Origin of the sequence: Streptomyces sp. NPDC059582 (genome assembly GCF_042735715.1) — a bacterium.
Classification (GTDB): Bacteria; Actinomycetota; Actinomycetes; order Streptomycetales; family Streptomycetaceae; genus Streptomyces.
Genome location: NZ_JBHWCC010000031.1, coordinates 1 through 19,468, shown reverse-complemented (window position 1 = coordinate 19,468; position 19,468 = coordinate 1). Strand labels below are relative to the sequence as shown.

The following is a 19,468-nucleotide window of genomic DNA, read 5'->3' as shown; positions in this document are numbered from 1 at the left end:
CACCGACCTGTCAGGCAACGACACAGTGCAACCACGCCAGACGGATCGCGGGTGCTGCAGCCTGATGGGTTCCTGGATCCTGGCGGCGCTCTGCTTGGGCTACGGGCTGGCCTTCGTGCGTGTCCAGAAAGGCCGACGGCTTCTCGGCCTGATCAAGGGCTCCACCGCCACGGGAGCCGCGTGCTACCTGCTCGGCTGGCTTCAGGTCTTCTTCGCCTTCCCGTCGCATGCATGTCCCGACTTCCTCGAAATGCGCCCCACCGTCCACGTCGACCCCTACGAGGACAGCGTTTTCCCACTGCAGGCCACGTGCTACTGGGACAACGGTGAGCAGAAGGAGCTCGTGAGCAGCTGGATCAACCCGCTCCTGTTCACCTGCATGGCCGCAACATTGACCGGCTGCCTGGTGATGCTGGCAGCCCTCACATACCGCCGCTACCGGCAAGAGCACACGCGTTGAGCGACACCACTCACATACACACCGTCAGGACCCTCCACCCCAACCACGAGTTGCGTAGCAACCTACCCTCCCGTCCATGCCCCGACCGCAGGGAGATCACCCGACGGCCTCGTGCGCCTGGCGCGTCAGCGACGTGTCGCTGCCCACCTCGTTCAGGTCGGCGACCGCGGCTTCATGGACAGGGGCCTCGAGCTGTTCGCACAGCAGGGATGAGAAGCTGTGTCTCCAATTCATTGTGGTGCTCACGGCGCTATACGGCGGGAGAATCTCTGTTTGCCGTTCGGATCGGCTTCTCTCGACGCTGATCCGACTCGGCCGGCGGCGCGTCGGTGACGAGCCCGGTGCGCATGTGATCGGCCATAAACGGAAGGATCATCACACCCGTCTGACCACCCCAAGGAACTTCAGTAATATCCTGTTACAAGCTCTTTGCTTGATCCTGATGATGGAGGCTTGCGTTCCGCCTGGCATGTTAACCAAGCTCCCTCTGTGTTACTTCGCAGTTCGAAACACAAACGGAGGGAGATTGTGATGCGTAAGCGTTTAGCAGTTCTCGCCCTGGGTGCCGGCCTGCTGGCAGCCACCGCCGTCAGCGCCCCCGCCCAGGCGACCTCGACAGCGTCGTGGCTGCTGGTGAAGACCTACGCCACCCAGTCCGCTTGCGTGGACGCCGGACAGCAGTACCAGCGTGAGGGCTTCAACGAGTACAAGTGTGAGTACGTCTCCACCGCCGCGACGAAGTACTGGCTGTACATACGCTAGAGCGTGCCCGGCTGATCGAGGGATCTTGACACCCAGTGCTGGGCGTAGGCGCCAGCCGCCGGTGGTGCCTACGCCCAGCAGCAGTTCCGAGCCCGGTTCTGGGAACTGCGCGCTACCACTGCCGACAATGCAGGGCTCGACGGATGCCACTGCAAGTCATGCGGTGGCGAACCATGGGCAGGGATGGAGTGCCCCGGCTGCGGCTGGTCGCGGACGACGACTCGGGGCGGCGGCTGTGCCGTGGGTGCGGCATCCGAGTCATCTGTCCGACACCCGCTCGGAGTTGATCGAGCCGGTCTTGGCGGCCTGGCGCTTCGAGCGCCGAGGCCGGGCCCTGAACTTTGGGCGGCCACCCGAACAGGAACTACGCGAGACCATGAATGCGCTTCTCCATGTGACCAAACACCGGGGTGGTGACTGACGCGATTGGCCTCCTACGGGCAGTGTTGGTCACCGCGGCCCGTGTCCAGGACTCCGTGACCGGTACCCAGCTGCCCGACCAGGTGGCAGCCGGACATCCCGGTATCCGCAAGGTGGGGGTGTCTTTGGCGTACCGGGGCTGTCACTCCTCGGGGCGTCGGTTCTGGTATGCACGTGGCCGTGCCTCGCTCGGTGACCGGCCTGCCGCCGCGGATAGGTGATCTTGTCACAAAACAGGAGGCCATTCGGTCAGTTTGTGGCGGGGGCAGCAGCCCTGACGAGAACGACGCTACCGACGTGGCGTCCGGCATGGAGGGCCGACAGCGGTGACTGATGGATCCCTTTTGGGACATATCAGCCCGATGCGGGTGGATGGTGGAATGTGATGCGGAAGCAGCGCGACGGTGGCAGCGTTCAGGTATTCCGGATCACCGGCGCCCGGCAGAGCCTGCAGGACGACGTGCACGGCCGGCAGCGCCGGTACGTCATCTTGATGGCGGTCCGTACGCTGTCCGTGATCCTCGCGGCCACCCTGTGGGGCGTGGAACGATACATCGCGATCGCGGCCCTCGTTCTGGGCGTACTTCTGCCCTATTTCGCGGTGGTCGTCGCCAACGCCGGGCGGGAGAACGCGCCGTCGCTGCCGACGACCTTCGTGACCGCGCCGACTCCGGCCGCCGACTCGGAAATCCGACCCGCACGCAGGCTGTGACCAGGAAGAACGAGATCTTCTTCTGGGCTTTCCCGCTGGATCTTCCTCTCCACTGCGAGACCCTCACTGTGCGCCTTTAGCTGTTCTGGTCGGCACCCCGGCCACCCCGTGACCGACCTTCCGCGCGGACCGTGCCGTACGCCTCGCGGATCAGGGCCCGGATCAGGCATGATCGGCGCGGATCTCTAAGGGAGGGGGTGCGATGAGCGCTTGGAGCAGGGCGGTCTACGACCTCGGGTTCGGGGTGGCCATGATGTTGGTGGCGTTCAACGTGCGCAATTGCGCCTGGCGGCTGCACGGCTACGTCGCGAGTCGTCCGAGGGTGGGCGTCGTTCTCACTCCCACGGTGCTGCGGGCCGCGGGTGCCGTCCTCGGCGTGACCGGCACAACGATCGGCACCGTTCGGCTGTTTGTCGCCGTGAGCGGCTGAGACCGGCGCGAGTGAGCGACCCGGGTCGCCAACCGACGTCACGGGGGTCATGGTGTGCTCGCTGCCGCGCGTGAGCTGTGAGCGCCATGGGGCCGCCGGCGTTCCGACGGGCTCTGCCAGTAGGGGTGTGCGGCGAGGGGCCGGGTGGCCAATCCCGGTGCGAGACGGAACCGGCGGTCAGTAGGCCGGGGCGTGAGTACGCGTACTCAGGCCCCGGTCGTCACGACCGGAGAGAATTTCGTCATGGACGCTACTGCGGTACAGCGACACGACGAGCCTGCGGCGCCATCCGGTGGGGCTCTGGCCGTGCGCATCACGGGCGCTGCCGCAACCGGTGCCGCTCTCACTTACCTGTCGATTCATCTTGTGCAGGAGGCGTACGCCTACGACGCCCGGGTGTGCGCCGATGAGACGAGTGTGTGCCTGACGCCGTTGCCGGTTCTCTCGTTCCCCGCCTCGTTCGCCGTCGCACTCGTCGGGCTGATCGTGGCGTACAGGCTGCTGGGCATCCGCCCCGGGCTGACGGTCATCCCGCCGACGCTCCTGCTGGCACCGTTCCCGCTCAATGCCGCACTGAGCGCACTCGGCAAGTGGCCGGCCGTCGTGGTGGGAGCGGTATGGGCCGCCGCCGTGGCACTGACGGCATGGCGGCGCTACCGGATCCTGGGGCTGTCCGCCGCGGCCGCACTGCTCCTGGCCTCGCTCATCGTTGTCCACCCCTGACCAACCCAGCCTCAGCCTTGCACGAGGGTTCGACGGCGACCGGCGCAGACAATGCTCCATGACCGCCGTCGACTCCGCTCCGTGGACGATCTGCGACGACGACAACCATCCACTGCCGACCTGGGACGAGAACAGCCGCGCCTTCGTCCCCAACTCCCAGCACACCAGCACGCGCACGGTGGTGGCGGGCGTACGACGGTCCTCTCCAGGCCGGTCCGGTCCAGGCGGTCCGGTCCGGTCCCGCCCGGTCTGGCCCGGACCGGGCGCCGTGCCGGTACCCCGAAGGGCACTCCTGCCTGCCTGTTCGTGCGGCGGCCTTACCCCTGAGCCTCCTGACCGGCACCGCTCGCGCCGCTAGCGTCTCGACGGTGAGTATGTGGACTTCTCTGGAACCCGCGTCCGCGACCGTGGACCCGGGCGCCAGTACGCGTGTGCGGCTGCGCCTGCGCAACACCGCAGACATCGTCGACGAGTACCGTTTTGAGCCGGTGGGTGATGTCGCGCCCTGGACGACGGTGGAGCCGCAGACGCTGCGGCTGTATCCGGGGACGACGGGGACGGTGGAGCTGACGTTCGCGCCGCCGAGGACTCCGGATGCGGCGGCGGGCCCGAATCCGTACGCGGTGCGGATCACGTCGACCGGACATCCGGAGGCGACGACGGTTCCCGAGGGCAATCTGACGATCACTCCGTTCGCCGAACTGCGTGCGGAGTTGGTGCCGCCGACGGTCAAGGGGCGTTTCCGTGGGCGACCGAAGCTCGCGATCGACAACCTCGGCAATACGAGGCTGACGGCGTCGGTCAGTGGGAGTGACAACGGGGATCATCTCTCCTACGACATCCATCCGGGCAATGTGCAGATCGAGCCGGGGCGTGCGGCCTTTGTGAAGGCGACGCTGAAGCCGCGGCAGATCATCTGGTTCGGACCGAAGGAGCAGCGGCCGTACACGCTCGCTGTCCAGCGGTCGGGGACGAAGCCGCAGCCGGTGGAGGGCACATATGTGCAGCGCGGGTTCCTGCCCCGGTGGCTGGCGACGTTCCTGGGTGTCTTCATGGCGCTGGCGATCACGTTCGTGATGCTGTGGCTCGCGTACAGGCCACCAGTCCGCAGCGCCGCCACCGAGAAGCTCCAGGACGCCGGCGTCAGCACCCTTCCCGCGCCCACCCCCAGCCTGCCTGCGCCGACGAGTCCGGCTCCCGTCCAGGAGCCGACGCAGGCGGCGGCGCAGCAGTCGCCCGCGGCCGGCGACGGCGGAGGCGGCGGCGCGGTGGCGAGTCCGAAGGCTACGAAGAAGGCGGCGACGGGGCCGTTGCCCGCGTCCGGCGTCGTCCTCAGGAACGTCACGACCAGGAAGTGCGCCGACGTCCCGGGCTACGACAAGGGCCGGTCGGCCGGGCCGGTCAGGGAGTACACCTGCGACGGGACCGCGCACGACAACCAGCTCTGGAACCTGGAGGTGCGGGAGAAGGGCGTCGGTCCCCAGAAGTCGGACCTGTTCCAGATCCGCAACGTCAAGGACCAGATGTGCATGGACCTGCCCGACTACGGCGCCAAGCCCGCGCGCACGGGCGTGTACGAGTTCCAGTGCGACGGCACGACCGCCGACAACCAGCTGTGGTGGCTCGACAAGCAGGACGACGGCCACTACTGGATCCGCAACTACTCCAGCAACCACCTGTGCCTGGACGTCTCCGGCTACAGCACGGGCGGCAACGACACCGCGCTGACGATCTTCACCTGCAGCAACGCCGACGACCAGGAGTGGGACATCATCCATCCCTCCTGACGGAGCGCGGTGGAGAGACCTGAGAAACCCGAGAAGCCCGGGAAACCTGGGAAACCCTCGGAACCCGAGAGGGCCGGGGGGCTGTTCGTGCCGTGGGCAAAGGGCGGCCGGCCGCCCCTGTTCGGACATCTCGCTGACCCTGCCGCGGAAGATCACCAACTGCCGGCTGACATGCCGATCTCATGCTGAAGCCTTGGCCTCAGCCACGCTGAACCACCCCGGCCGAACCTCGACCAGCAGGGGCTTCACGGACTCCACTGCGGACCGCAATTCCTGCTCCGTGGGGTCATGAGGCTCAGGCAAACTCCGCCCGTAGCAGCGCAGCCGCCAGAAATCGAAGATCTCCCTGCCGTCGGCCGCGAAGTCCACGTCGATCTCGGTGCCGTTGTCGCTGATGAAGAGGCAGCCTGCTCCGTGGACCTGGTATGAGTAGGACCCGATTTCGCCGCGCCAGCTGATGATCCGGTGCGAACGGACCAGGCTGAGCACGTCCCCTAAGGGCTGTCCCGTAATCCCCGGCGGGCGCACGACGACAGCTACGGCACCTCGCCGCGTTGTCGGATCGCCCGCATACGCCCAGTATGCGGACGACCCTCCGCCTTGCGATGCACCGCATCTGACGCCGCGCGCTGATCCACCAGGGATTACGGGACAGCCCTTAGCCGTTCAAGCGGGGTGACTGCCGCTCTCATGGCCACACCAACCGCGTTGAGGGCATCGATGTAACCGATCACAAGATCACGCGTTGTCACCGCATGCGGTTCTTCCGAAGCCGAGCTCCGTTCCATGTGCCCTTCCCCCGTCCGCGCTCGAAGCGATTGTCACACAGGGGCTTCCGACATCTCCGTCGAGCGGCATTCTGCAACGATCGGTAAAGGCGGAGACCCGCAGGCTTCGACCAAGCGCGGTGTTGCCCGCAGAAGCGAAGCCGAAGGGCTGTCCCGTAACTGCCGGCGGTAGTCCACGCGACGGTCTACGACCGGACGCACCGCGCCAGCTCGCCGTACTTCATGACGCTGGAGTGGAGGACCCCTTGGTGATGGCGGCCCATGAACTTGATGCCTTGGGCACGCCGCTCCACATGAGTCAACCGGACGATGGGGGTGCCCAAGTCGGTCGGGAGCTCGAGGAGGTCGCCGGGCTGGAGGTCCTCGGCGAGACATCGACGATCTACTCGGTCTCGCGCCCAGAGGCCTGGTCTTCCCCGTGGTTCGCGTCGGTCATCTGTTGATCATTCCACGTTGCGGTTGTGGGGCCCAGGTCCTGGTCGGCTGCGGCCGCCGCGTACGGAAGTCCGTAGCCGTTTCACCCCGTGCGTCCCGGAAGCATGGCGGGTCCCAACTGCCTTGCCATCGAGCGCACTTCAACTCCTAAGATGCGCCGCACCACGGTAGCCCGACAGTGAGGAAAGACAACATGCGATACCGCACACTCGGCCGCACCGGCATCGAAGTGAGCGCGTACTGCCTGGGCACGATGATGTTCGGTTCGGTCGGCAACCCCGACCACGAGGACAGCGCCCGGATCATCCACGCCGCCATGGACGCAGGCGTCAACTTCATCGACACCGCGGACATGTACTCGGCCGGCGAGTCCGAGGTCATCGTCGGAAAGGCCCTGCGGGCATCCGGCCGGCGGGATGAGGCCGTACTCGCGACGAAGGTCCACTTCCAGATGGGGGAGGGAAGGAACCGGAGCGGGAACTCCCGCCGCTGGATCACCCAGGCCGTGGAGGACAGTCTGCGGCGGCTCGACACCGAATGGATCGACCTCTACCAGGTGCACCGCCCGGATCACACCACGGACGTCGAAGAGACACTCGGGGTTCTCGGCGACCTTGTGCAAGCGGGGAAGATCCGGGCGTTCGGATCGTCGACGTTCCCGGCCGAAGAGATCGCGGAGGCGCAGCACGTGGCGGAGCGACGCGGCCTCCAACGCTTCCGGACGGAGCAGCCCCCGTACTCGATACTCGCACGCGGCGTGGAGGCTTCGGTGCTGCCGACGGCTCAGCGTTACGGGATGGGGGTGCTGACGTGGAGCCCGCTTGCCTCGGGCTTCCTGAGCGGCCGCTACCGGGCCGGGCGGACGGTCGATCTCAGCAGCGGGCGTGCGCGGTTGAACCCCGCCCGCTTCGACCCGTCCATCCCGGAGAACATCACCAAGTTGAAGGCCGCCGACAAACTCGCCGAACTGGCTGCGGACATCGGCTGCAGCCTTCCGGAGTTGGCAGTCGCCTTCCCGCTCGCCCATCCGGCCGTCACCTCGGTCATCATCGGCCCTCGCACGGCGGAACAGTTGGAGGCCGTGTTGAAGGGGGCACCGGTGGTCCTGGACGATTCGGCTCTCGACCGCATCGACGAGATCGTTGCGCCCGGCATGAACCTCTACCACCCCGACGGCGTATGGAAGCCAGCCGCCCTGACGGACACGGGTCTGCGCCGCCGCCCCGCGGACGCACGGGCCGCATCGTGACTACCTGCCCGCTGAGTAGCGCTTCGGTAGGCCGGTGTTGTGCGGGTGGTGGGTAGGAGGGCATCCGCAGGTCGTGCAGGTGCCGGTCCGGCGTCCGTGGAGGCTGGGAGGGGGGGCCAGGACTCCGCAGAGGGTCAGGCCGGCGTTGGGGTTCTGGGTGGTGCCCGTGGCAGGTCAGGGTGTGTGACGTCCGTCGCCAGCGGCCACCCACCGGGCATGGTGGGTTGGCCCGCAGCGGCACGAAGACCCGAAGAGGTGGACGTCAGCGCAGCCACGTACGGTCTGCGTACGGGTGATCAGCGGTCGTCTCCTTTCTCGATGGACGACGTCAGATCTGCCTCCCACCGTGCACGGGGTCTGGCCGCCGAAGCCGGGTATGTCCGGCGCGGTGCAGGTGCGGGCGCCGTGCGCGGTCATCGGGTTCGGGGGCAACGCACCGGCGATGCGTACGCCGAAGACTTGCGCCACCCCGCTGTGGGCCCCCGGGCCGCTCCCGGCGAAGCCGGCGGTTCACGGTCCTCGTGCTCAACTGGACTCTGTCTCAGACTAGTTAGCCATCCCCACTCGCCCCGTGGTTCCTTCGCCGCCGATCGGTCTGCGTATTGACTGGTACAGACCAATGCGGTTGAGTGTGCCGCACACCCCCCACCGCGGTCGGCCCAGCGCCCCGTCCGGTTCCGCCGGCACGTGCACAAGGCTCGCTCTGTCCTGCCTGCGCCGGGTACGACCCCTCTCCGCTGAGGAGTTGATTTCGTGTCGAGGCGTCATATCGCCGCGGTTGTGACCGCGCTCGCCCTCTCCGCCGCCATACCGGTGCTGGTGCCGACCGGCAGCGCGTCCGCCGCCACCTGCTCGAGCTACCCGAGCTGGGCGGCCGGCAGGGCCTATGCCACTGGTGACATCGTCCGTTACACGGACGGCAAGGCGTACATCGCCGAGCACGACAACCCGGGCTACGACCCGGTCATCAGCACCTGGTACTGGGAACCGTACGGCTGCGACAGCGGCACGCCCTCCGGCACCTGCTCGAGTTACCCGAGCTGGGTGGCCGGCAGGGCGTATGCCACTGGTGACATCGTCCGTTACACGGACGGCAAGGCGTACATCGCCGAGCACGACAACCCGGGCTACGACCCGGTCATCAGCACCTGGTACTGGGAACCGTACAACTGCGACGGTGGCAGCACGCCGATCGGCAACTTCGTCGTCTCCGAAGCCCAGTTCAACCAGATGTTCCCGAACCGCAATGGCTTCTACACCTACAGCGGTCTTGTCGCCGCGCTCAGCGCGTACCCCGGCTTCGCCACTACCGGCGGCGACCAGACCAAAAAGCAGGAGGCGGCTGCCTTCCTCGCCAACGTCAGCCATGAGACGGGCGGACTGGTTCACGTCGTGGAGCAGAACACCGCCAACTATTCGCACTACTGCGACTGGGGCCAGCCGTACGGCTGCCCGGCGGGCCAGTCGGCCTACTACGGACGTGGCCCCATCCAGCTCAGCTGGAACTTCAACTACAAGGCCGCAGGCGATGCGCTCGGCATCGACCTGCTCAACAACCCTTCGCTGGTGCAGACCGACGCCGCCGTGGCGTGGAAGACGGCCCTCTGGTACTGGAACACCCAGTCCGGACCTGGCACCATGACCCCACACAACGCCATGGTCAACGGCGCGGGCTTCGGCCAGACGATCCGTTCCATCAACGGTTCCCTCGAGTGCGACGGCAGGAACCCGGCGCAGGTGCAGAGCCGTGTGACCGCGTACCAGCAGTTCACACAGATCCTGGGCGTGTCGGCAGGCGCCAACCTGTACTGCTGACCCGGTCCCCGGGTGTGCGCGAATCGTTCCGGGCCTCGGAACGGGAGCACCGTGCACGCACACCCGGACAACCGCTTGACGCGCCCGCGGACCGCATCTGCTTCTGCGTGATGCGGTCCACGGACGATGCCCTCCCAACCCCACGGTACGACGAGCGTCCACGAGCGGTCGATCGCCGGGCCGCACCAGGCGGCCGTGCGGCTGTGCATCGCACCGGCACGGCCGCCTTCCGCTCCCCTTCGCCTCCCGGTTACGAGGACGAGGAGCCTCACGGCAGCCCGACCGCGAAATCCTGTGCCCTGCTCCACCGTGCGTGCGGGCAGGACGCCCCGGTGTCCCTGGCCGGACACGGCGGGCCGGACGGCTGCGACGTGTGGCGGAGCCTGGACCGTCTTCGCGGACGAGGCCGGGCAGTCGATGGCTCCGCACTCGGCTGCGCGACCTGATCATCCGCTGACCCGCGCGGTGAAGCGCAAGTTGAAGATGCTGCAGTACCGACCGGAGGGCATCGACGGCTGTCTTGCAGGCACCGACTTGGCCCTGCACGTGCGAACCCCCTCAACTGCTCCACGGCCGACGGACCCGGGATCGGTCCAAGCCGGAAATAGCTGGTCAACTACCGTGGCGGCATGAATGGGAGCCTGCCCGATGACGTAGCCGACGTGCTTGACCTCGTGCTCAACCAAGATGAGCCCGTTCACGTTGCGCTCCAACGGCAGATCCCTCATCTCAGGGTGCAGTCCCGCTGCAAATGCGGGTGCGGCACCGTCTACTTCGAACTTGACACGGACGAGGTGGAGCCCGCGCCGACTGGCCCTGGCACGGTCGTAGCCGCCGACGTGCAGCTACTCACCGGAACCGGCGAATGCCCAGGCGAGGTCCTGGTCTTCGCGCAAGGTGGCTACCTCTCGTGGCTGGAGGTCTGCTCATGGAGCGATGACGTCGAGGTGAACCTCGCCACGGCGCGGCAGTGGCTACAGTGAGCTGTTTCCAACCTCAGTTTGAGCAGGTCAGGTGCAGCGTGAGGGCGGCTTGGACGAGGGTGGTGATGCGGGTTGTGGAGCATCGCAGCTTGCGCAGGGGCCGCCAGGTTTTGAGAGTGGCCATGGCCTGCTCAACGAGTGCGCGGATCTTCGCGTGTGAGCGGTGGACGGCTTGCTGACCTGTGGACAGCGTCTCCCAGCGACCCCAGTAGGGCACCCGGATGGTGCCGTTGGCGCCCCGGTAGCCCTTGTCGGCCCAGCACTCCACGCCGGCTTCCTCCAGGGCGTCGATAATGCCGTGGGTTCGCGCGGCCTTGATGTCGTGGACTGCTTCGGGCAGTGTCGGTGAGACCCACAGCAGTCGGCCGAAGGGGTCTGCGATGACCTGCACGTTCATCCCGTGCTTCTTGTGTTTGCCGGAGTAGAACGGGCGGTCCGCGGCAATGCGGTCGATCGGCAGGAGCGTGCCGTCCAGGATCACGAACGCCTTCACCGAGGCGGTCCGCACGCGTCGGCCAGACTGGGGGCAAGAGCGGCCAGGAGTTCGACAGCCTCGGTGACATAGCGGTAGGCCGTCGTGGTTCCGACGCCGAACCCCACCGCGAGTTGGGCATACGTGTGCCCCACTCGCAGATGAGCGAGCGCGAGCAAAGCCTGGCGACCGGCGCTCAGGCGCCGCCAACGGGAGCCGATCGTACGGCGGTGCCGCCGCAACTGCTGCGTGAGGAAGCGGAGGGCAGAGCTGGACACGTCGACGCCCGACGGGTAAGCAAGCACGTGAAGCCTCTGGTGGAGACGGTTCTCTTGGTCGAAAACCCATCTACCAGGGGATTCACCACGTTGTCAGCCCAACTGCCAGGCAAGTTGGAAAGGGTCGCTGCCTCCAAATTGGGATCGAGACAATCCCCTGGCTGTGTTCGGCGCCGTAGTTGCTGCCGAGTAATCCGCTGGCTGACTGTGGCCCCTGGGGTGGTACTGGAGCGCACCGGAGCGACGGAACGCTCGCGACGGCCGGCACGCATCCGGACACCTCCACGGCATCAACGTACGAGCACACAGGCTCCTGCCACGCCGACCGGACTCCCCGGCACGCCCCCCTCGCGCCTCATGGCGCGTTCTTTGCACCCGATCGGCCACGCTCCCCGGGCCACGGCTCGGGCAAGGGATGTCGGAGCGGTCAGCCGACCCCGCCGCTACGGAGTTCGCCGCCTCCCACCTCAACCTCACCGCGCGCCCGGTCGGCGCGTCGGCGTATCGCGGCGGAGACTCCCGCCCAGACGGCGAGCACGCAGACCGCCAGGCCGGCGAAGACGACCGGGTTCACCCAGACCGGCACCAACTCGGTCCCCACACCCTGGTCCGTGACGCACTGCACGCTCACCGGCAGCGTCATGCGCGTCACCACGTGGTCGCCGTCGGCACCGGAAGCCGCACACATCTGGTCCGGGTCCAGGATGTAGAACCCCGACATCACGCCCCAGGCGTACGCGCCCACAGCCGCTGCGCCGGCCAGTTGCACGACCAGCGCACACGACATGGCGTCCGGTGACGTCCACCCGTTTGGTGGCTGACCGTGACGTGCGCGCCACACAAGCTGAACGGCCGTGCCCACGACCACCCATGGACACACGAGGGGCGAGAACGCCAGGATCAAGAAGAGAATGGCTTTCACGCCTTACCGGACATTGTCGTGGGGCGCCTGGTTCCCTCTCAAGGGCGGTCAGTGAGCCAGGCGTTCCGTGATCCAACGGGTGGCCAGCAGACCCGACCTGGCCGACAGGCCCTGCTGGTCCTGGCCCACCTGCGCTGCGGCGACACCTAAGGGCTGTCCCGTAATCCCTGGTGGATCAGCGCGCGGCGTCAGATGCGGTGCATCGCAAGGCGGAGGGTCGCCCGCATACTGGGCGTATGCGGGCGATCCGACAACGCGGCGAGGTGCCGTAGCTGTCGTCGTGCGCCCGCCGGGGATTACGGGACAGCCCTTAGGCCCGCCTCGCGGCGGGATTCCGCGTCGGGATCGCCACGGTCTACCGCTACATACGCTAGGCCGTCGACCTCTTGGCCGCCCTCGCGCCCACGCTTGAGCAGGCCATGCAGACCGTACGGAAGAAGGCATACGTGATCCTCGACGGCACGCTCCTGCCGATCGACCGCATCGCCGCCGACCGGCCGTACTACTCGAGGAAGGAGTAGCATCACGGGATGAACGTGCAGGTCCTCGCCGATCCAGACGGACGCCTGATCTGGGTGTCGGACGCGCTGCCGGGAGCCACGCACGACCTGACCGCAGCCCGGACCCACGGGATCCCCGTCGCTCTGGCAGCCGACGGCATCAAGCGCTGGGCGACCCAGGCGTATCAGGGTGCAGGCTCCGCCATCCGCGTCCCGTTCCGGGGCAAGCACCCGCGCGGCTGGCGCCGGCGTCACAATCGGGCCCACGTCAACATCCGCAGCCTGGGCGAACGCGCCATGCGATCCTCAAGTCCTGGCGGCTTCTGCGGAAACTTCGCTGTAGCACCACCCGGATCACCGGCATCGTCCGAGCTGTCGCCAGTCTTGAATTCGCCAGCCGATCAAGATGGAAAAGGCTCAGTCACGCTCGTGAACCGAGCCAGCAGCTTCCAGCGGTCGCGAACCGAGACGTCACCACGATCCAGCCGACATCACGAGTTCAAGTTCAGAAGCTTGCGCTGCTGATCAGTCGCTGATGGATTACTCGGCATCGAATTCACATTCCCTATCACAGAAGTGGCGACCAAGGTGATTCCGAGGAAGCATAGAAGCATTCCGGAGCCACCTTCCGCTCCGCTTCCAAAGATACCTCGCAGAACACGGGACGGTGCTGTCCGGGCAGTTAGCAGCGGAGTACATACGTAAGTTGCGAGTGGGCCGACAGTGACTAGGCCGGTCACCGTTCCGGCCTGTACCGTCATTCGTCGCAGAGAAAAGACCCTGCCCTCCAAACTGGGTTCTATAGCCTCGTGCCAGACGCTCTGAGAACAAGAGATGACAACGGGAAAACCAAAGGAAAACACAAACGAAGAGCCGACAAGGACGAGTGATTGAGAGATCATGCTGGCAACGACAACGGCTACTCCGCTCAGAACAGCTGCTGTGGTGATCCATGGCAGCGGACGTTTCGGTCCACCCCAAATGGACATGACGAGGCTACCCGCTGCGAGGCCGATTCCCCCAGCGGTGCTGACCGCGGCGACCGCCACATTGTGCTGACTTTCAGGAACGCTGGCCACAATAAGCGGCAACAGCAGAACGCTTGCAGCGGCTTGTACGGCGTACATAGCGGTAGCGATCCTGAGTAGACGAACCAGTCGGTGGTCGCTGCTGATTGCCCGCCACCCGATGAGGATTTCTGACCTCCACGACTTCCTTTCAGTGAAGTCCGTGTCCGTTTTGGCGAGTTCAGTAATTTTTACGCCGGCAAGGCTTATAATTCCAACTGCTCCGGCAAGAATGTCAGCGAAGAGAACTTGAGTGAGTCCGCCGGTATTTAGCAGTGAAGTGGAAATTGCCGGGCCGAGTATTTGTGTGACCGCGAAGCCTGTCTGCGTCATACCTCCGGCGCGGCCACGATGCTGCGGTGGGACCATTGTTCTGACACTTGCGGAGAACGCTGGCCATTGAAAGGCACCGCAAATCGATTTCACGACCACAACTGCATAAATCTGCCACACAGTGAGGTAGCCCGAGCTCTGGCTGATTACCAGAGCGACAACCCCAGCCAGTGCCGCGGTGTCCGCCACGAGCAGGATCGTCTTGCGTCGGAATCTGTCCACAAGGACACCCGCCGCTGGACCGGCTATTAGTCCGGGCACAAAGCCAAGGAAGAGCCCGGTCGAGAACTGCGTGATGGAATGTGTTTGCTGATATACCCACAGAGTAAGTGCGAAACTACTGACCCTTGAGCCGAGAACAGTGAACACGCGCCCGATCCACACCAGCAAAAAGTATTTCATCGTGATTCTCCGAGCCAGAAAGGCGTGTGGCGGATGCGGCCTCGTCTTGACGGGCCGCATAATTCGGCGACCCGTCAAGAACCGTTACGACTTAGAATTCTTACTTGGCCAATTGCTCGGCAAGCACAGGACCAATCTGGGCCAATGGACGGAGATCACACATTCCCGCATGGTCTGAATCGACCGGCACGACGCGCAATTCTCCGTCGAAGAATTCTCGCCACATGTGCCAAACGTCTTCACGAGAACCGCGTCCAGCGCGTACGGCCATGAAGTGGATTGCATGACCTCGATAGAGGCCGGGCGCCACTTCCCTCCGAAATCTTGAATTGGTGCGCACATTTCGCAAGTAGGTCGATATGTCAGACTCTTGAATGTCCCAAGAGTCGCCGAGATGTCTCATCACGACATGGCGGGCCTCCGCTACCGTAATCGTGCTCCTATCCGCGTCCGGCTTGATCCCCAAACCATCCAGGAGTTCCATTAGGAGCATGGAGTCATCGAGCTTTTGGCTCGGTGCTGTTGCAGTCTGGACAGGGTAGGAATCCAACAGGGCGAGAAATTCGACTTCCGCGCCTTGTCGCTGCAACTCCACCGCTACGGCATGGGCGATGTTTCCTCCGACGGAATAACCGAGCAAGCGGTAGGGCCCGTTGGCCTGGATCGACCGAATGTGGTCGATATACCAGCTGACCAGATCTTCCGGCCCAGGATCGGCAACTTCCCCTCTACGCGTTGGAGCTTGAAGTCCGTACAGCGGTTGCTCAGTGCCGAGATGCCTAAGAAGACCGGAGTAGGTCCAGCTCAGCCCACTGACAGGAGGCAAGCAAAACAGTGGCGGCTGAGTTCCAGTGGTGCGGAACGGTAGAACCGGATCGAATGGCTTGCTCCTGAGTGGGTGGTTAAGCAACTCCGCAAGATCGGCCACCGTTGGTCGCTGCATGAAGTTGATCAGTGATACATCGATTCCTGCAGCCGATCGGATGTTACTGATGAGCCGGACCGCTAGCAGTGAATGTCCACCCAGCTCGAAGAAGTTGTCATCCAATCCGACCTCGTCAATGCCCAGCACCTCGGCGAATGTTTCACACAGGAATCGCTCCTCAGGCGTGACCGGGCCGCGACCTGCACGGTGGTTTGTGTGGTCGGGTGCGGGCAGTGCCTTGCGGTCGACCTTGCCGTTCACCGTCAACGGCAGGGCGTCGAGGGTGATGATCGCTGACGGGACCATGTATTCGGGCAGGTGTGTGTGCAGGGCGGCCCGGATGCCGGCGGCATTGAGTATGGGAGCGGAAGCCTCAGGATCGCCCGCGGCCAAAGTCACGTAGCCGACGATCCGCTTGTCTCCGGGAGTGTCCTCGCGGACGATGACGGCGGCCTGGGCGATGCCTGGCTGGGCCAGGAGTGCGGTTTCGATTTCGCCGAGTTCGATGCGGAAGCCGCGGACCTTGACCTGGTCGTCGGTGCGGCCCAGGAACTCGAGTTGTCCGTCGGTGTTCCACTTTGCCAGGTCGCCGGTGCGGTACATGCGCTCACCGGCACCACCGTACGGGTTCGCCACGAACCGTTGCGCCGACAGTCCTGCGCGGCCGGCATAGCCTCGGGCCAGTCCGGCACCGGCGACGTAGAGTTCTCCGGCGACACCGACAGGGACTGGCTGCAGGCGTCGGTCCAGGACATATACCTGGGCATTGGCCACCGGCCGGCCGACCGGTACAACTCCCTGATCCAGCGGGTCTCCTGCGGGGATGAGGAAGTCGGTGCATGCAACGGTGATCTCGGTCGGGCCGTAGCTGTTGACGACGTCCACAGTGGGATGGGCATCACGCCAGCGCTGCAGTTGCTCCGCTTGGACCGCTTCGCCACCGACCATGAGCAGGCCGGTGGGGCCGAAACCGTCTCCGAGTGAATTGAGCAGGGGCAGATGCGCGGGTGTCACTTTCAAGAACGCCAGAGGCTTTTCTCCCAGCGCCTGGGGAAGCGTCTCGTCGAGCCCGGCCACCCACACACAGCCACCGCTGGCCAGGGCGCCCCATACCGAGGTCACGCTGGTGTCGAAAGCGACCGACGCATGGAACAGCACACTCTGATCCACACCCGTATATGTGGTGCCGGCCCGGGCCACATAGTTCACCACGCCTTCCTGGCGAACCACGACACCCTTGGGGCGCCCGGTCGATCCAGACGTATAAATCACATACGCCGGATGATCCGGCAGCAGCACGTTACTGCGGTCCGTGTCGGACAGATCCGAGCCGCCCAGACCCGCCAGGAGGGACTGCGTCTCCGAAGCATCCAGGAGCAGTATCCGGTCGGGTTCCGCACCCACCAGCGCCCCCGAAGCCTCGACGGAACTCCGCGTGATGACGGTGACCGGCTGGGCGTCGTCGAGCATGAAGGCGATGCGGTCGGCGGGATAGTCTGGATCGATGGGCACATACGCGCCGCCTGCCTTCACCACTGCCAGCAGCGCCACCACCAGATCCACCGACCTCGGCAACGCCACCGCGACCAACGACTCCGGACCGACCCCTTGCCGCACAAGGAGCCGGGCCAGACGATTCGCTTTCCCGTTCACCTCGGCATACGACAGTGCCTGCCCCTCGAAAACCATCGCCGTCGCATCAGGAGTCCGCAGCACCTGAGCCTCGAACAACCCGGGCAGCGTTACCGCCGGCACATCGGCCGTGGTCTCGTTCCACTCCTCAAGGATGCGGCGACGCTCAGCGACGGTGAGGACATCGATCTCGTGGAGTGCCGGGTCGATGCCCGGTACTTCGGAGTGGGCATCCAACGCATCGACGAAGCTCTCCGTGGTGGTCTCGAAAGTCGATCCCAACCATGTGCTGATTGATTCAGTTGCCTTGACGGTGATGGTGAAGGCACCGCCGAAGTCATCGATGGAAACGCCCACCGGGTAGTTGGTGCGTTCGTGGACGTGGAGGAGGGTGATGCCTTCCAACTGCTCGGCCGGGCTGGTGGGGGCACTGTGCCGGTAGTTGAGCAGTGTGGTGAACAGCGGAGTCTGGGCTGCGACGCCACTCGCGCGCTGCGCCAATGCGAGGGGAGCGTGTTCGTGCAGTTGCAGACCCGCCAGCTGCTGCTGCATCTTTCGCAGAGCAGCCGTGAGGGTCGCGCTGCCGGCGTCGATGCGTACGGGAAGGGTGTTGATGAACAGGCCCGGGGCGCGGTCGACACCGCTGCCGCCGCCCATGCGGCCCAGCAGAACCGTGCCGAAGACCACATCCTCACGTGAGGACACCTTGGCCAGCACACGCGCCCACACCAGGTGGAACACCGTGGCAGGACTGACCCCGTGCCAGCGGGCTGCCTTTCGCAGACGCTGTGCCAGCTCCGGTGTCAGCGGCCGCGATACTTCCCGGATCTCGCTGCCGTCACCTTGCACGTCAATGACACCGAATGCCGCGGTCGGCTCTTCCACGTCCTGCAGGAGAGCGCGGAAGTATTCCTCATGCTCCGCAATCGACACCCCCAGCCGGGCCCGCCCGACAAAGTCACGGAACGGCACCGGGTCACCCAGATCCCCGTCCTGGCCAGTGAAGAAGGCGTGGACTTCAGCAAGAAGGACTTCCAGCGCGGTGTGGTCCTGGACGATGTGATGGATCTCCACCAGAGCGGTCCAACTATCCGTCCCGGCTGGATCCGGCACCGCGCTGATCCGCATCAATGGTGCCCGCGACAGATCGAACCCCTGGGACATCCGGTTCAGCAGCCAGTCAGTGATGTCAGTGACGGACGAGTCTGGGGCGTCGAGGTATGTGATGGGGATGGTTGCTTGACGCTGGACGACCTGGACCGGTTCGCGCAGTCCCTCCCAGACCACCGCCGTCCGTAGAATCTCGTGTCGGTCAACGACCCTCTGCAACGCCTCCGCGAAGGTCACCAGACGGTCCCGGGAGTCAAAGCCGAACACCGCCGGCAGCACATAGACATCCCCGGCGTCAGCCCCGACACGGCCGACACGGCCGACACGGCCGGCGCGGCCGTCGCGGCCGCCATGGTCGTCGGTGCTGTCCGCGGTGGCATCGTGTGTGAGCAGGTGGTGGAAGAGGATGCCTTCCTGCAGTGGAGCCAGGGGATAGATGTCCACGATGTTGCCCGCGCCGCCGGGGATCTGCCCCACGATCCGGTCGACCTCGTCCTGTGACAGATCAGCCAGCGGGAACAGTTCCGGCGTGAACGACTCCAGCCCCGCCGTCCCGCACCGTGCAGGAACCACCACCTCGGCACGGCCCGTACTCGCCGCGAGTCCCGCAGGCGTGGGATCCGTGAACACCGTCCGGACGTCCACCACCACACCGCGGGCACGCAACCGCTCCACCAGCGTCACCGCCAGCAGCGAATGCCCGCCCAGCTCGAAGAAGTTGTCCTCCACCCCCACCTCACCCACACCCAAGACCTCGGCGAAGACAAGGCAGACCACCTCCTCACGCATATCCACCGGGCCACGACCTGCACGGTGGTTTGTGTAGTCGGGTGCGGGCAGTGCCTTGCGGTCGACCTTCCCGTTCACCGTCAACGGCAGGGCGTCGAGGGTGACAATCGCTGACGGGACCATGTATTCGGGGAATGTCGCCGCCATGTGGGCGCGCAACGCGGCCGGATCAACAGCTACGCCCTTCTTCAATGCGATGTAGGCCACGATCCGCTTGTCGCCTGGCCTGTCCTCGCGAACGACGGCCGCTACCTGATTCACCGTTGCATTGGAGACCAGTGCGGTTTCGATTTCGCCGAGTTCGATGCGGAAGCCGCGGACCTTGACCTGGTCGTCGGTGCGGCCCAGGAACTCGAGTTGTCCGTCGGTGTTCCACTTGGCCAGGTCGCCGGTGCGGTACATGCGCTCACCGGCACCACCGTACGGGTTCGCCACGAACCGTTGCGCCGACAGTCCCGCGCGGCCGGCATAGCC

Annotated in this window: 13 protein-coding genes and 4 pseudogenes; 11 read left to right on the top strand and 6 right to left on the bottom strand. The window is 65.5% G+C overall.

Features of this window, described 5'->3' with window-relative positions:
- Positions 1-64: 64 nt before the first annotated feature.
- Entirely contained in the window at positions 65-460 is a 396-nt protein-coding gene (locus ACFV0T_RS24890; protein ID WP_385783094.1) for a hypothetical protein, read from the top strand.
- 96 nt (positions 461-556) lie between these two features.
- Here ACFV0T_RS24890 and ACFV0T_RS24885 read toward each other — a convergent pair whose 3' ends face one another.
- Positions 557-706 (bottom strand): hypothetical protein, encoded by a 150-nt coding sequence (locus tag ACFV0T_RS24885; protein WP_385783092.1) that lies wholly within the window; start codon positions 704-706, stop codon positions 557-559.
- A 285-nt stretch (positions 707-991) separates the two neighbouring features.
- Between ACFV0T_RS24885 and ACFV0T_RS24880 the strand changes: the two genes are divergently transcribed.
- The 6 genes and pseudogenes from ACFV0T_RS24880 to ACFV0T_RS24855 all read left to right on the top strand — a co-directional run bounded on the left by ACFV0T_RS24880 (position 992) and on the right by ACFV0T_RS24855 (position 5,294).
- Positions 992-1,222, top strand: a complete 231-nt coding sequence (locus ACFV0T_RS24880) for a hypothetical protein (RefSeq protein WP_385783089.1) — start codon at positions 992-994, stop codon at positions 1,220-1,222.
- A 235-nt stretch (positions 1,223-1,457) separates the two neighbouring features.
- Positions 1,458-1,779: pseudogene (locus ACFV0T_RS24875) on the top strand (hypothetical protein); the annotation flags it as partial.
- A 248-nt stretch (positions 1,780-2,027) separates the two neighbouring features.
- Positions 2,028-2,312: pseudogene (locus ACFV0T_RS24870) on the top strand (DUF3099 domain-containing protein); the annotation flags it as partial.
- A gap of 244 nt (positions 2,313-2,556) precedes the next feature.
- Positions 2,557-2,784 carry a hypothetical protein gene (locus ACFV0T_RS24865; RefSeq protein WP_385783086.1) on the top strand — a complete coding sequence of 76 codons (228 nt, stop codon included), beginning with the start codon at positions 2,557-2,559 and terminating at the stop codon, positions 2,782-2,784.
- Positions 2,785-3,150: 366 nt separating this feature from the next.
- Positions 3,151-3,507 carry a hypothetical protein gene (locus tag ACFV0T_RS24860; RefSeq protein ID WP_385783083.1) on the top strand — a complete coding sequence of 119 codons (357 nt, stop codon included), beginning with the start codon at positions 3,151-3,153 and terminating at the stop codon, positions 3,505-3,507.
- A 368-nt stretch (positions 3,508-3,875) separates the two neighbouring features.
- Positions 3,876-5,294 carry an RICIN domain-containing protein gene (locus ACFV0T_RS24855; protein ID WP_385783081.1) on the top strand — a complete coding sequence of 473 codons (1,419 nt, stop codon included), beginning with the start codon at positions 3,876-3,878 and terminating at the stop codon, positions 5,292-5,294.
- A gap of 180 nt (positions 5,295-5,474) precedes the next feature.
- Here ACFV0T_RS24855 and ACFV0T_RS24850 read toward each other — a convergent pair whose 3' ends face one another.
- Positions 5,475-5,783 carry a DUF6896 domain-containing protein gene (locus tag ACFV0T_RS24850; RefSeq protein WP_385783078.1) on the bottom strand — a complete coding sequence of 103 codons (309 nt, stop codon included), beginning with the start codon at positions 5,781-5,783 and terminating at the stop codon, positions 5,475-5,477.
- Positions 5,784-6,710: 927 nt separating this feature from the next.
- Here ACFV0T_RS24850 and ACFV0T_RS24845 point away from each other — a divergent pair.
- The 3 genes from ACFV0T_RS24845 to ACFV0T_RS24835 all read left to right on the top strand — a co-directional run bounded on the left by ACFV0T_RS24845 (position 6,711) and on the right by ACFV0T_RS24835 (position 10,564).
- Positions 6,711-7,766: an aldo/keto reductase gene (locus ACFV0T_RS24845; protein WP_385783076.1), complete on the top strand. Its 1,056-nt coding sequence runs from the start codon at positions 6,711-6,713 to the stop codon at positions 7,764-7,766.
- 753 nt (positions 7,767-8,519) lie between these two features.
- Positions 8,520-9,581 carry a glycoside hydrolase family 19 protein gene (locus tag ACFV0T_RS24840; RefSeq protein ID WP_385783074.1) on the top strand — a complete coding sequence of 354 codons (1,062 nt, stop codon included), beginning with the start codon at positions 8,520-8,522 and terminating at the stop codon, positions 9,579-9,581.
- A 629-nt stretch (positions 9,582-10,210) separates the two neighbouring features.
- Entirely contained in the window at positions 10,211-10,564 is a 354-nt protein-coding gene (locus ACFV0T_RS24835) for a hypothetical protein (protein ID WP_385783071.1), read from the top strand.
- Positions 10,565-10,577: 13 nt separating this feature from the next.
- On the opposite strand, the pseudogene ACFV0T_RS24830 reads toward ACFV0T_RS24835, so the two are convergent.
- A pseudogene (locus ACFV0T_RS24830) lies at positions 10,578-11,341 on the bottom strand (transposase family protein).
- 400 nt (positions 11,342-11,741) lie between these two features.
- Positions 11,742-12,101 carry a hypothetical protein gene (locus ACFV0T_RS24825; protein WP_385530519.1) on the bottom strand — a complete coding sequence of 120 codons (360 nt, stop codon included), beginning with the start codon at positions 12,099-12,101 and terminating at the stop codon, positions 11,742-11,744.
- A gap of 449 nt (positions 12,102-12,550) precedes the next feature.
- Between ACFV0T_RS24825 and ACFV0T_RS24820 the strand changes: the two are divergent.
- Positions 12,551-13,134: pseudogene (locus ACFV0T_RS24820) on the top strand (transposase family protein); the annotation flags it as partial.
- A 93-nt stretch (positions 13,135-13,227) separates the two neighbouring features.
- On the opposite strand, the gene ACFV0T_RS24815 reads toward ACFV0T_RS24820, so the two are convergent.
- Positions 13,228-14,538, bottom strand: coding sequence for an MFS transporter (locus tag ACFV0T_RS24815; RefSeq protein ID WP_385783068.1), 1,311 nt, complete (start codon positions 14,536-14,538; stop codon positions 13,228-13,230).
- Positions 14,539-14,638: 100 nt separating this feature from the next.
- Positions 14,639-19,396, bottom strand: a complete 4,758-nt coding sequence (locus tag ACFV0T_RS24810) for an amino acid adenylation domain-containing protein (RefSeq protein WP_385783065.1) — start codon at positions 19,394-19,396, stop codon at positions 14,639-14,641.
- Positions 19,397-19,468 lie beyond the last annotated feature (72 nt).

Excerpts from the sequence above, each read along its gene's own strand:
- ACFV0T_RS24890 (WP_385783094.1), top strand. The coding sequence starts at position 65 with ATGGGTTCCTGGATCCTGGCGGCGCTCTGCTTGGGCTACGGGCTGGCC.
- ACFV0T_RS24880 (WP_385783089.1), top strand. The coding sequence starts at position 992 with ATGCGTAAGCGTTTAGCAGTTCTCGCCCTGGGTGCCGGCCTGCTGGCA.
- ACFV0T_RS24865 (WP_385783086.1), top strand. The coding sequence starts at position 2,557 with ATGAGCGCTTGGAGCAGGGCGGTCTACGACCTCGGGTTCGGGGTGGCC.
- ACFV0T_RS24845 (WP_385783076.1), top strand. The coding sequence starts at position 6,711 with ATGCGATACCGCACACTCGGCCGCACCGGCATCGAAGTGAGCGCGTAC.
- ACFV0T_RS24835 (WP_385783071.1), top strand. The coding sequence starts at position 10,211 with ATGAATGGGAGCCTGCCCGATGACGTAGCCGACGTGCTTGACCTCGTG.
- ACFV0T_RS24825 (WP_385530519.1), bottom strand. The coding sequence starts at position 12,101 with ATGTCGTGTGCGCTGGTCGTGCAACTGGCCGGCGCAGCGGCTGTGGGC.
- ACFV0T_RS24815 (WP_385783068.1), bottom strand. The coding sequence starts at position 14,538 with ATGAAATACTTTTTGCTGGTGTGGATCGGGCGCGTGTTCACTGTTCTC.
- ACFV0T_RS24810 (WP_385783065.1), bottom strand. The coding sequence starts at position 19,396 with ATGTACCGCACCGGCGACCTGGCCAAGTGGAACACCGACGGACAACTC.